This window comes from Dysgonomonas sp. Marseille-Q5470, assembly GCF_951230145.1.
In the GTDB taxonomy this organism is placed as follows: Bacteria; Bacteroidota; Bacteroidia; order Bacteroidales; family Dysgonomonadaceae; genus Dysgonomonas.
Genome location: NZ_CATNVE010000007.1, coordinates 1 through 13,353, shown reverse-complemented (window position 1 = coordinate 13,353; position 13,353 = coordinate 1). Strand labels below are relative to the sequence as shown.

Genomic DNA, 13,353 nt, shown 5'->3' with positions numbered 1-13,353 from the left:
GTCTTAAATTTCCCCATTTCATCTTATTTTTTTATTTAATAAGTATTTAGTCTGTGTATTATTTGTAAAGCTGCATATTTTATTATTTTAGGTTATCATTCACTCTCTTCAACATGTTTTTTGTTATATGCCATTAGTGAATTGATATAATCACTATTGAAAGAAATGATACGAATATTGGCTTTGCGAAAAGCGTAATATAAAGACTTGTCCCATTCTCCTTTAGGCGTAAGCGGTGTAAGGAATATGGATTTCTTGGTCGAGTCTAATATTTTACCTATCCAGCATTGGTTCTCATCTCTGTTGTCTATCTGAAAAACAATATGTTTGTCTTCAAGCCATTTGAAAAGAGAGTCTATCGATAAGTGAGGTATATCTATGTATGGTACAATGTCGGTTTTTTCAGAGGCTTTCAGTACCTTTTCGGTAAACATCTCTTTTTCGGTTCTGTGTATAGATGTTATATACTTTTTATTAATGAGCATATAACCATCCACAATATAATCAGAAAAAATACTGCTGATCAGTACCCAATCTTCTCCTTCAACGAGGAGAATGCCCGATTCTAATCGTTTTCTGTCTTTTATCTTAAATGAATAGAAAACACCCTTGTTTATATGTATTTGCATAAGAGCCATTTTATTGCTTGAAGATACGGCATTTTTATCATTTCTGATTATATTTATCTAAATTAGATAAAGGTTGTTACTCCCTTCATTAGTGTGGTAAAATTGATTTGTAATTACCCAAAGTGACACGGTAGAAACTGTGTAATATGTGTTACTTTTGTTACCTTTTGTCGTATCTTTGTAAGAGCTAATATAATATTGAACAAATACAGGAGATTATGAAAAAAGTAGCTATACTGGGTGTTGATATCCAAAATGATTTTACCTTACCAACAGGAGAACTGTTTGTGAAAGGTGCGGATGCCGACGTGAAACGTATGGCTGATTTTATATTAAAGAATCAGGAGCAAATCTCTTATATAGCACTTACATTGGATTCTCATCAGCCGATTCATATTGCTCATCAATGTTATTGGAAAGGAGAGCTAGGCAATCGTCCGGCTCTGTTCTCTTCGATAACCGCTTTTGATGTGAGAAAAGGAGTTTGGATTCCTCAATTTAATAAAGAAAAGGCGCTTCCTTATCTTGAGCAACTGGAGGCTAAGGGAGGTGTTTGCACCATATGGCCTATGCATTGTATATTGGGTACAGAGGGATGGGCAATCAATAAGGCTTTGACAGACAGCCTGACCCAGTGGGCTATTGACAATGCACATTCGTATGAATTGTTCTATAAAGGATATTCACAATCAACAGAACATTATAGTGTTTTTAGAGCTGCAGTAGAGTGGGAGAATGAGGTGGGAACCCACTTGAATAGAACCTTGTTGTCGGTACTGAATGCTTTCGATGAAGTGTTGTTGATGGGTGAAGCGGCAGACTATTGTGTTGCAAGCTCTTTGAATGATATTCTCGATGAAAGCGATGAGTTGGCAAAGAAGGTTACTGTTCTCACAGATTGCATGTCTTGGATAAATTCGGGTAATGAGAATGCCAAGGCTATTTTTGATAAAGCAAAAAAGCAAGGGGTAAGATTTGTATTATCAACGGAATATGTTTTTGAGTGATGCTTTAGTTTGGTTTTAGTCTTTTTCTGAAGCTTGTTTGTCAATAAAAATCTTTTTGGCCACTTTGCCTACTACTCTTGTTGTTATCGCATCGTATGAACCGCCTACTACGCCCCCCAATACCGGCACGGCTTTACCTAAGGAGGTGACACTCTTTTCCCCTGTTTTGCTTGCTATGCTGGTACTTACTTTTTCTGCTATTTTGGCTGCGAGCCTTTCTCCCGCTTTTACACTCACATCTTTCAGTAATTCTTTGGCTCCGTTGCCTACCATACATATATAAATCAGCGACTTTACCCTGTCTTCGCGAATATCGTGTCCTCCCATGTATGCTATGGCTGCAATCATTCGTATCTGAACATAAATTACGCTGGCTATATTAGCCGGCACCGTCAGCGGCATTATCATAACTCCTCCCAGCCCTGTCACAAAACCGCTTGTTGCTGCTTTGGCTACTTGCCATTTAATCAGGGAGTCTACCTGGGCTTCGAGTGACCCTTGTTGTGCGAGGTAGCTATTGCCCAAATCGTACGCAGAGTCTACTCCGGTAAATCCGCTTACGGCTTTAGAGTATGCCCAGTCTAGTGTTTTTGCTATTATGCCATTGTTGACTTGTGTATTTTGTCGCTTTGCCATTCTTGTTGTGATTTACGCTGCAAGATAAAAATAAAAAGAATAAAGCGTCTCATTTTCTGGAAATGAAACGCTTTATAATAAATGAAATCAATTAATTCTTTTTCAATAACTGATCTAAATCGTTGGGTGAAAGATTCATTGCCATAATTACTCCGTTTTCATCGATTAAGTAATTCTTAAATCCTTTCCTCAATTGGTAATGATCGTATAAGCTTGAATAAGCATCGTTTTTTGCTATAAACTGATACTTCGCATCTATGCGATCCATTGTCAGCGTTCTTTCAAATACAGATTCATTCTTGTCGAAAGATACTGACACCATTCTCACAGGATACTTTTTGTTCTCTATTACATTTGCAAAAAGTACATTGTCCTTGTGTGAAGGGGCATCATAAGCAGCCCAGAAATTTACCAATATTTTTTGACCTTTCAGATCAGACAGGTTCATTTTTGTCCCTGATTTGTTTTCTAAATTCTTGATATCAGGGAACAGGTTTCCCGGATAAATACCTTCCGAAGAAAGCCCAGAAGTTCTTGTTGTATTCGATGATAAGCCGATTAAAGCAATACCTACAAACAAGAAATACTTCGCATACTTCATAAAATAATTATTTGGTTACCACTAAAGCCTTATCCCAATGCCTCACAGAAATAGAATATGGCTCTCCCAATTTTTGGGATACAAAACAAATTATACTACGCTTAGCATATCCTTGTTTTGATTTTCGGCTGCAAAGGTAAAGTCTTTTTGTTAAATACAGAAATATATTAAATGGAATTTGATGTTTTATAATGTTAATGGCCTTATAATCAAATATTTGATTGTTGTTTTGTGTGGGCATGTAGTTGTTTTAAGCTATCGCTTTGAATTAAAATAGACTATTGTGTATTTTTTTGATAAAAATAGAGCTTGATTGTAAATATATGTGTAAATCTGAAATGAAGGCTCAAAAATTTTTGTACTTTTGCATCTTGGTTACGGCTAATATTTATAAATAAGGTACTAATATGAAAGTTCAAAAATTTGGAAGTGCATCTATAGCTACTGTTGACAAAATAAAAGAAGTGGCTGATATTGTAGTGAAGGATAATGGCAATATTGTTGTGTTATCTTCTATGCGTGGCACGGCCGAAGCTTTGACTGAGATATCCGATTACCTATATAAAAAGAACCAAGAAGGAGCAATAGAAATAATAAATGGGCTCGAAAAGCAATATGTAGAACTGGTTGATTCTCTTTTCGAGAATGAAGAGTCTAAAAAACTGGCACATGAGCTTTTGACTTCCAAGTTTGATTATATCCGTACATTTACCAAAGACTTGTTCACACTCTTCGAAGAGCGTGTGGTGTTGGCTCAAGGTGAATTGATAAGCTCCGAACTATTCCATCTGTATCTATTGGATAAGAAAGTAAATGCTGTATTGATCCCTGCGCTAGAGTTTATGCGCACAGATAAAAACTCGACTCCCGATCCTGTATATATTAAAGAGAAACTATCGGCATTGCTTGAAGAGTCTAAAGGTGCTGATTTGTATATCACACAAGGCTATATTTGTAAAAATGCTTATGGCGAAATAGACGACTTGCGTAAGGGCGGAAGTGATTTCAGTGCATCATTGATCGGTGTAGCTGCAAATGCCGAAGAGATAGAAATCTGGGCGGATGTAGACACTATGCAGAACAACGACCCACGTTATGTAAAAACAACAACGCCTATCCGCCAGCTGAATTTTGATGAGGCGGCAGAACTTGCATACTTTGGGACTAAGATACTTCACCCATCAAGTATTCTCCCTGCTAAACTTGCTGATATTCCTGTTCGCTTAAAGAATACGCAATATCCTGATGCGGCAGGTACGCTTATATCTAACAAAACAGAGGCAAATGTGATAAAGGCGGTAGGTGCAAGAGATAATATTACTGCGATAAAGATAAAGTCGGGGAAAATGTTGCTTGCCCATGGATTTTTGCGTAAAATAGCAGAAGTTTTCGAAAATTATCAGACATCACTGGATATGTTGGCAACTTCGGAGGTAGGAGTATCATTGACAATTGATGATGACCGTAACCTTCAGGCTATTGTAGATGATCTGAAAAAATATGGAACTGTATCAGTAGACCCTGATATGGTAATTGTATCGGTAATTGGCGATCTGGAGTCGCAAGACTCGGGAATATCGGTAGATATTATGGGAGCCATGAAAGAAATTCCGGTGAGAATGTTGTCTTACGGAGGTAGCAGATATAATTTTTCGTTCCTTATATATAAAAAAGATAAAGAGAGAACACTTCAAATATTAAATGATAAATTGTTTAATTAATTTTTCTAATTTCAAATGACAAAAGGAAATTTTCCTGTTGATAAACTGAAAGGTATAGAGACACCTTTTTACTATTACGATACAGACTTGTTGAAAAGAACACTGAAAATCGTAAAAGAAGAAACTAAAAAATATGGATTTATTCAACACTATGCCATAAAAGCAAACGCTAATCGCAGGATATTGGAATTGATCGCCTCAGAAGGCTTTGGTGCCGATTGCGTAAGTGGAAATGAAGTGAAGGCAGCAATAACAGCAGGATTTCCTGCGTCGAAGATTGTTTTTGCCGGTGTTGGGAAAACCGATAAAGAAATAAATTTGGCCTTAGACCTCAATATCTTCTGCTTTAATGTAGAGTCGATGCCTGAGCTTGTTGTTTTAAATGAGTTGGCAGCCAAGAAAGGTAAAACAGCGCAAGTAGCTCTTCGTATCAATCCGAATGTAGATGCGCACACTCACGAATATATCACTACAGGGCTAAATGAAAATAAGTTTGGATTCAGTATGGCTCACCTTGATAATGCAATCGAGGTACTTAAGTCATTGAAGAACCTTAAGCTTATTGGAATTCACTTTCATATAGGTTCACAAATCGAAGATGTGCATACATTTGACCCTTTGTGTGAGCGTATAAACGAACTACAGGACTTGTTTGAAGCTAAAGGAATGAAGCTTGAAAATATAAATGTCGGCGGTGGTTTTGGTATCGATTATGAAGATCCGGACGCAAATCCTATTTCTGATTTTCAACGCTACTTTGAGTTATTCCATAAAGGACTAAAGTTGAGAGACGGCCAAGTTGTTCACTTTGAATTGGGAAGAGCCATTGTTGCTCAGTGCGGTTCGTTGGTTACCAAAGTTACTTATGTAAAACACGGCGAAAGCAAAACTTTTGTTATCGTAGATGCAGGTATGACAGACCTTATACGTCCGGCTCTTTATCAGGCGTACCATAAGGTGGAAAATATATCTTCCGACTTACCCATACAGAAGTATGACGTTGTAGGTCCTATTTGCGAATCATCGGATGTGTTTGTAAAAGACTACGAACTGAACGAGTCTAAAAGAGGAGATTTGTTGGTGTTACGTTCTGCCGGAGCATACGGTGAAATAATGGCATCTCAATACAATTGCAGAGATATCCCTAAATCTTATTTCTCTGATAAAATTTAATAATGTACGTTATCATATAATGTTTCAAGGGTCGTACTACGGTATGACTCTTGTATCGTTTAAAGGCCTTTCATAATACACACTATAGGAATGACTGAAATACTATCATCTTTCGAATTTAATCTGACTGAGATTGTTGGGTTCTCTGTCTTTGTTCTTTTATTTATAATACAGTTGCTTTATTACTTTTTGTATTATAGAAAGCCATATAGACGGGCTACAAAAGAGACTGAGGATACAGGTAAAGCAACTCAGCTTATGCAGAAAGTGTCGGTCATTATTGTCTCTGAGAATGAGGTAGATAGTTTGTCGGAAAACTTACCTGTTATATTAGAGCAAGAATTTTTTGATTATGAGGTGATTGTCGTCAATAATGGGTCTACCGATGAAAGTGATGTGTTGTTAAGATCATTAGAACTGCGTTATCCTAATTTATACCATACCTATCTTCCTTATTCGAATGATAAAAAGATGGATAGGCGTAAATTGGCTTTGACGATAGGTGTTAAAGCCGCAACGGGAGATATTCTGCTTTTTACCGAGCCGTATTGTAAGCCTGTATCCAAGAACTGGATTTCTTCGATGGTCAATGAATTGTCTTCCGATAAAGATGTTGTGTTGGGGTATTCGTGCTTCAAAGAGAACAAGAAGTTCTTCAATCGCTTAGCTCGATTCGATAACTTACTATTTAGTCTGCAGTGTATATGTTCTGTCTTGAATAAAAAACCATATATAGGCAATTATCGTAATCTTCTTTTTCGTAAGCATTTATTCTTTGATCATAAAGGATATGCTTCACTATTGAACATAGAGAGTGGGGAAGACCTCTTTATAAGCCGTATTATGGACGAGTCAAATACATCTGTTTCTCTAGTGCAAGATAGCTTTATGGAAACAGATATAGAAGGCTTATCCCTGTGGCGACAAATTAAAAGATCATTCTGTTCTATACGCCCATATCTGAATAAGCGAGTGACGGCATTGTTTTCGCTTGAAGCAATTACCCGTAGTGCTTTTTATTTACTGTTTATTGCCTTAGTGGTATATAGTATATTTTTCAGCCAGTGGGCTTTGCTCGGACTTTCTGTTTTCTTGTTCTTGCTAAGATTAACGACTCAACTGATTATCCTGAACAAATCTTCTCAATACTTTTTCTCGGGGAAATTCTATTTTTCTCTTCCGCTTCTGGATATTATTCAGCCTTTGTACAATATGCGCTTCAGAGGGCGACGATTCAAGTAGTATCGTAAAGATGTTAATTTGATATTTTTGCTTTCAGTTTGGAGAAAGGCTTGTTTATCTTTTCTTCCCATATAAGCCAGAGGATAAATATAACACCATCATAATATATCCATGTGAATATATCGCGGTGGAACACATTGAACCAGTCTTTGTAGAACTGGTAATAATTTTCTCTCGTGTTACTCCATGTACGGTTATTGTACCATTCGTTTACTGATATAAACCACTCGGGAAATGGATCTTTTATAATATAGAAGATAAAAATAAGGCGAAGGATATTTACAATCAACAGAATAAGCAATGCCATGGGCAAATACCACAATTTCTTCTTTATCGGCCCAAAGTAAAATGTGAGAATAAATGTGAACATGAATAGTTGTTTCAGGCCTGTACAGCCCCAAACTATATCGATGGGTATAGAGCCTTCAAACTGAAGTACAGTTCCATTGATGAAAAAATTATGATTGCCTAAAACATCATGAATCAACCAGAAAATTGTTTCGGCAGTCCATAAGCAAAAACCTTCGGTGTATCGAGTGAGGTCTTTACCCAATACTAATAGTATTTTTTCATCATCTCCTATATGGACAAAAAGCTTCCATATGAATTCGAATATCAGGAAAAGTGCCAAGAACCAGATGATGTCCTTAAACGGTTCTAGTTTTTGATAATACTTATTGTTTATGAAGTTTTTATCTCGTATTCTCATTATTTTTCAAGTCACTCACAAAGGTATCAAAATAAGGATAATTAACCTTTTTAAGGCAAAAAAAATATGACATTTTATTTAAAAACTCGCTTAACTAAGTTTTTTTAATTTACTTTGCACAAATTTGATTAATATCTGAAGAGACTTTGTGACTGGATTATAGAATTATGGCATATACTATATTTATGTTTTAACTTTCATAGTATATTTTCTTTCGAACCATAAAAAATCCAAGATAATTTATCCTCTATAAATAATAAAGTGTTCGTTTTTTTGTTATAGAATGGTGAATTATAGTTTGACAAGAACAGATGTAATTTTCATCGGGATATAATACCCCCGATAGAGTAAAGATAAATTGTATATTATATTTTATAATGTTGAAGAGAAAAGTACTTCTTTTATTTGCCGTTTCGGCTATTATGGTATGCTCAATAGAGGCACAAACAAATTCCCCTTACAGTAGGTATGGTTATGGAGTTCTGAGAGATCAGTATGTAGGTGCGTCTAAAGCGATGGGAGGCATCGGATATGGTTTGCGTAATAGCCAAAGTGCAAACCCTCTCAATCCGGCTTCGTATTCGAGAGTAGACTCTCTTACATTTTTATTTGATATGGGAGTGTCATTTAATAAGGGTAAGCTTAGTGACGGCACAAATTCAGATTCTCATTACAGCGGAGGATTGGATTATATCACAATCTTAGTACCACTCAAAAAGGGACTTGGTATGAGTTTTGGAGTAATTCCTTTTTCTTCTGTAGGATATAAATTCGGATCAACAGAGACTGCAAGCGGAGGTACTACTGTAACTTATACAAAATCGTTCACCGGATCGGGCGGCCTAAGCCAGGTCTATGGAGGACTCGGTTACTCTACACCATTGAAAGGATTCTCTGTAGGAGCAAATGCGTCTTTTCTTTTTGGTACGATGAACCACACAAGAAGTCTTCCTTCTGTAGGCTCTAGTGGTACAAATAGTTATACTTCTACCGATTATACCGAACTGTCTATAAAGTCCGCTAAATTTGATATTGGTGTTCAATATGAATTCCCTGTTTCGAAGAAAGATGTCTTTACAGTCGGTGCTGTATATTCTCCTAAGATAAACTCAAAAGCAGATTATACAAATTATCATTATGAACTGAATGTAGCAGGAGGTATTGCCAGCGGTGACACCATTACTCAGAATGGAATCAGTGCAGGTCTTCCTGAAACGTATGGAGCCGGATTTACTTGGAAACGTAACGAAAGGCTTGTTGTAGGAGCTGATATTACCTACCAGAAATGGGATGGAGTGAAATACTCTTCACTCATGGGAGATGAACTGTCCGACAGTGAACGTTTCAATAATAGATGGAGGTACAATGTAGGTGCCGAATATATGATTGATCCGTATGACAGAAGTTTCTTCAAAAAAATAAAATTCAGAGGAGGGCTTAATTATAGTAATTCTTATTTGAATGTAACCGAAGCCTCTACGAAAAAGGTAGAAGGATATAAAGAATATGGTGCAACCCTTGGATTTGGTTTCCCGATAAGGGATAATCTGGGAGGAAGGGTTTCATATATTAATTTAAACTTCGAATATAAGAAGATTAAGCCACAGATTAAAACCATGATTGCCGAAGAATATTTTGGAGTTTCTCTAAATGTGAATATTAATGAGTTCTGGTTCTTCCGTAAGAAAATTGACTAACAAAATATAACTCTATATTCAGCCTCAATAATACATTGGGGCTACTTGTTTTTAAAATGCAACAGTTAAAGACACGACAGAATCTATCGGTTGTAACAGTATTTTTATCTGTTATGGCTTTCTTTTTTATATCCTGTAAAGAAGAAGTAAAGAGTACTGTCGACCTCCATTATGATGCTGATAAGGTTCCCTCTTTGAATACGGATAGTGTAACCATGCTAATATCCGATTCGGGGCTCATACGATATAAAGTGATTGCTAAAACATGGGAAATATTCGATAGGGCAAAAGATCCTCACTGGTTTTTCCCTGACGGCCTTTATGTTGAGCAATTCGATACTATCTTTAGCATAGTTGCTACTGTAAAGGCTGATACAGCTTGGAACTTTACAAGTAAAAAACTATGGCAACTGAAAGGACATGTTGTGATACGTAATAAGTTAGGAGAGACTTTTAAGAGCGAAGAATTATTTTGGGATCAGCGTCAGCAGAAAGTGTATTCAAAGAAATATGTAGAAGTTTTCAGACCTGATAAAATGACTTTACACGGTATGGGTGGGTTTGAGGCAAATCAACAAATGACAGAATATCGATTCTGGAATGTGAAAGACTCCCCAATAACATACAATGAAGATCAAGAAGCGAATGCAGATGATCAAAACAATGAGGAAAAGAAAGAATAGTTATTCAATTATGAATGAAATTCAATCTCAATTTATTATCTTCGTGCGCAAAAAGTTATAAATTGTAAATAAAATAACTAATAATATAAAATAATAATTTATTTAAATGGCTGCTTTACAGAAAATTAGAAGCAAATCGAGTCTCTTGATCGGAGTTATCGCTCTCGGACTATTGGCATTCGTCCTCCCTTGGAGCGAAATATCTTCTTTTATAAACAAAAGTAAGGATAAAGCATTCACTGTAGATGGTGAAGTTGTTACAACTAAGCAGTATGCAGATAGGATTGCGCAGTGGGAACATTTTCAGAAAATAATGTCTGGACAGAACTCATTGGACGAAAATGCTACTTTGCAAATTCGCGAAATGGTTTACCAACAAATGGTGAAAGAGATTATTCTCGACAAGCAGGCTGCTCAACTTGGCTTAAATGTGACCAAAGAAGAATTGAATGATATGGTTACAGGGCCTAACGTAGCTCCGATACTACATCAGATACCATTCTTCGTTAATCCTCAAACAGGTCAATTCGAAAGAGCGGCTTTAAATCAGTTCATACAAACTATCTCTCAGGATGATACTAATTTACCTGAGAATCAAAGAGCTGAAATTCAGGCAAGGAGAGAAATCTGGACATTTATCCAGAATATGATGAAATATCAACGTCTCGAAGAAAAATATTCAGCTATAGTTGCAGGTATTGTGATTCCTACAGCCACAGAAGCTAAATCGGCTTTTGATGACTCTAAGACACAAGCCAGCATCTCGTATGTTGTACAAAAATATACTTCTATCGCAGACTCTTTAGTTGCTAAGGATGTAACAGATAAGGATATTAAAGCGTTATACGATCAACGTAAAAACAACTTTAAGCTTGAATCTGAATTACGTAAGATTTCTTACTTTGTAAAAGATGTTGTTCCGAGTGATGAAGATTATGCTGCTGTAGAAAAAGAAATCAATGCTATTCATGATAAATTTGTAGCAACAGATAATCCTGGACTACTTGTTAATGAATATTCAAACAATCAGTATGTAGATGCATTTATCTCGGTAAATACATTACCTGCAGATATGAAAGAATTTGCTCAAACAGCTACAATTGGTCAAGTAAACGGACCTGAACGCAACGAGCAATCATATATAATGTATAAGCTGGTTGACAGAACTTCTGCTGCCGACTCTGTAAAACTACAGATGATTCCATTACCTCAGGGCTTGGATCAGGCTACTGCAACTCATATTTCAGATAGTTTGCTAAATGTAATTAAAGGAGGTAAAGATTTTTCTGCTCTAGCAAATGAGTTGATGCCGGGATCAAATGGCGGTAATATTGGCTGGGCTACAGAAATGGCTTTGGCTAGTGCCGGTGGAGATTTGATCAAAAAATGCTTCGGAGCAGCTAAAGGCGATGTTTTCAATGTGTCAATAAATGGTCAGACACAAATCGTACGTGTTGAAGATAAAACCAATCCTGTTGCAAAAGTTAAGATTGCACTTATACAAATGCCGGTGATTGTTAGTGATAAGACTCAAAACTCGGTAGATAACGAGTTGAACCAATTTGTTGCTGAAAACGGAAATGTTCAGAATTTCGATAATGCTGCATTAACTAAAGGATATAATATTATATCAAATGCAGTTGTTTCTCCGTCTGATATGTTATTGGGGCAGGTTGCAGGTTCTCGTCAAGTTATATCTTGGGCTTTCAATAATAAAGTTGGGTCTGTGAAGAAATTTGATAATCTTACAAACAAGAGAATCATTGCTGTAGTTAAGAATGAAATAAGCGGTGATTATATGCCGGTATCTGAAGTTTCAGCAATGTTGAAAGCTGAATTGATTAATGATAAAAAGGCAGAAAAAATAATTGCTGATCTGAAAGCTAAAAACTTGACTTCACTAGATGGATATGCTCAAGCTATAGCAGGAAGAGTTGATACTGTAAACTTTGTTACTTTCCAAACGAACAATATCTCGGGTGTTGGTTACGAGCCGTTGTTGAACGTGTATGCAAAACATGGACAAGTAAACAAGCTGGAAGCTCCTAAGAAAGGTAAATCGGGAGTGTACGTGATAGATGTAACAAGTAAGACTGAAAATACAGCGACATTCGACCCGGCACAGTCAAAACAAATGATACGTCAAAGCAACATGTATCAATTGATGTCTCAGGCAATGTTGGTTCTGAAAGAAAAAATGAATGTAAAAGACAACAGGGTTGCATTCTGGTAATTATTAAAACTTAAATTATAAAAAATCCCTTATAGTTATAACTATAGGGGATTTTGTGTTTTTATCTAATTATTATATGACAAAGAAAGAACGATACGAACGTGTGATAGACTGGTTTGATAAAAATATGCCGGTTGTGGATACCGAACTCCACTATGATAGTCCATTTCATCTTTTGATTGCGGTTATTCTATCTGCTCAATGCACCGACAAGAGGGTTAATATGGTCACTCCTGCACTTTTTGAAGCATTCCCAACCCCCGAGGTTTTAGCAGTATCTTCCCCTGATGATGTTTATGAATATATCAAGAGCATTTCATACCCCAATAACAAGGCGAAGAATCTTGTTGGGATGGCAAAGAAGGTTATGGCTGATTTTAACGGCCAAATTCCCGATACTTTGGAGGAGTTGGAGTCAATACCCGGGGTTGGGCGCAAAACTGCCAATGTAATGCTTATAGTCGCTTTTAATAAGCCGGCTATGCCTGTTGATACGCATGTGTTCAGAGTGTCTAATAGGATAGGATTAACAGATAACTCAAAAAATCCGGCTCAAACAGAACGGGAATTGATAAAATATATCCCTTCTCAATATTTATCGAAAGCACATCATTGGCTAATATTACATGGCAGATATGTATGCTTGGCTCGCAAGCCAAAATGTAAAGAATGTGGATTGACGCCATTTTGCAAATACTTCACAAAAAATTAATAATTAATTAAGTAGTTTTGTTTAAGGGTTTTGTATATTTCGGTTAAAATATTTTGAAAAAAAGGCATTAAAATATTTGGAGGTGTATAAATAAAATGCATATCTTTGCACCCGCTTTGATAGAGAACACGGCGCATAAAAAGAGGGTTTCGGCCACTAGTTTTAGTCTGGAGATTTTCACTTAGCGAACAGATAACGATCTTTGAAATTTTGACAACATATGAGTGTAGTACAATAGCACTTCGGTGCTAGAAAATATTATACCGTCAATTTACTTAATAAGTGAATCGATAAGGACAGGATCACAAAA

The 13,353-nt window shown here is 36.4% G+C and carries 12 protein-coding genes; 8 read left to right on the top strand and 4 right to left on the bottom strand.

The window, feature by feature from the left end; all coding sequences use genetic code 11:
- Window positions 1-95 precede the first annotated feature (95 nt).
- Window positions 96-629, bottom strand: coding sequence for a hypothetical protein (locus QOX35_RS11970; RefSeq protein WP_283687105.1), 534 nt, complete (start codon window positions 627-629; stop codon window positions 96-98).
- Between the two features lie 218 nt (window positions 630-847).
- Between QOX35_RS11970 and QOX35_RS11965 the strand changes: the two genes are divergently transcribed.
- Window positions 848-1,636, top strand: coding sequence for a cysteine hydrolase family protein (locus tag QOX35_RS11965; RefSeq protein WP_283687104.1), 789 nt, complete (start codon window positions 848-850; stop codon window positions 1,634-1,636).
- A 15-nt stretch (window positions 1,637-1,651) separates the two neighbouring features.
- On the opposite strand, the gene QOX35_RS11960 is transcribed toward QOX35_RS11965, so the two are convergent.
- Both QOX35_RS11960 and QOX35_RS11955 read right to left on the bottom strand, forming a co-directional pair.
- Window positions 1,652-2,272, bottom strand: a complete 621-nt coding sequence (locus QOX35_RS11960) for an EcsC family protein (RefSeq protein ID WP_283687103.1) — start codon at window positions 2,270-2,272, stop codon at window positions 1,652-1,654.
- A 91-nt stretch (window positions 2,273-2,363) separates the two neighbouring features.
- Window positions 2,364-2,873 (bottom strand): peroxiredoxin family protein, encoded by a 510-nt coding sequence (locus tag QOX35_RS11955; protein ID WP_006842786.1) that lies wholly within the window; start codon window positions 2,871-2,873, stop codon window positions 2,364-2,366.
- Window positions 2,874-3,280: 407 nt separating this feature from the next.
- On the opposite strand from QOX35_RS11955, the gene QOX35_RS11950 reads away from it, so the two are divergent.
- From QOX35_RS11950 to QOX35_RS11940, 3 genes are all read left to right on the top strand, one after another.
- Complete coding sequence (locus QOX35_RS11950; protein ID WP_283687102.1) at window positions 3,281-4,594, top strand: aspartate kinase; 1,314 nt, start codon at window positions 3,281-3,283, stop codon at window positions 4,592-4,594.
- 15 nt (window positions 4,595-4,609) lie between these two features.
- Window positions 4,610-5,767: a diaminopimelate decarboxylase gene (gene lysA / locus QOX35_RS11945; protein WP_135105264.1), complete on the top strand. Its 1,158-nt coding sequence runs from the start codon at window positions 4,610-4,612 to the stop codon at window positions 5,765-5,767.
- Window positions 5,768-5,857: 90 nt separating this feature from the next.
- Complete coding sequence (locus QOX35_RS11940) at window positions 5,858-7,009, top strand: glycosyltransferase family 2 protein (protein ID WP_283687101.1); 1,152 nt, start codon at window positions 5,858-5,860, stop codon at window positions 7,007-7,009.
- Window positions 7,010-7,022: 13 nt separating this feature from the next.
- Here QOX35_RS11940 and QOX35_RS11935 read toward each other — a convergent pair whose 3' ends face one another.
- Window positions 7,023-7,718, bottom strand: coding sequence for an archaeosortase/exosortase family protein (locus QOX35_RS11935; protein WP_283687100.1), 696 nt, complete (start codon window positions 7,716-7,718; stop codon window positions 7,023-7,025).
- A 377-nt stretch (window positions 7,719-8,095) separates the two neighbouring features.
- Here QOX35_RS11935 and bamG point away from each other — a divergent pair, with 377 nt between their 5' ends.
- The 4 genes from bamG (at window position 8,096) to nth (ending at window position 13,043) form a co-directional block, all read left to right on the top strand.
- Window positions 8,096-9,415 carry a BamG family beta-barrel-assembly machinery protein gene (gene bamG / locus QOX35_RS11930; RefSeq protein WP_252638048.1) on the top strand — a complete coding sequence of 440 codons (1,320 nt, stop codon included), beginning with the start codon at window positions 8,096-8,098 and terminating at the stop codon, window positions 9,413-9,415.
- 56 nt (window positions 9,416-9,471) lie between these two features.
- Window positions 9,472-10,098 carry an LPS export ABC transporter periplasmic protein LptC gene (lptC, locus tag QOX35_RS11925; RefSeq protein WP_252638047.1) on the top strand — a complete coding sequence of 209 codons (627 nt, stop codon included), beginning with the start codon at window positions 9,472-9,474 and terminating at the stop codon, window positions 10,096-10,098.
- A gap of 106 nt (window positions 10,099-10,204) precedes the next feature.
- On the top strand, window positions 10,205-12,331 hold the full coding sequence (locus tag QOX35_RS11920; RefSeq protein ID WP_135105269.1) for a peptidylprolyl isomerase: 2,127 nt from the start codon (window positions 10,205-10,207) through the stop codon (window positions 12,329-12,331).
- Between the two features lie 76 nt (window positions 12,332-12,407).
- Window positions 12,408-13,043, top strand: a complete 636-nt coding sequence (nth, locus tag QOX35_RS11915) for an endonuclease III (protein WP_283687099.1) — start codon at window positions 12,408-12,410, stop codon at window positions 13,041-13,043.
- The last annotated feature ends 310 nt before the right edge of the window (window positions 13,044-13,353 follow it).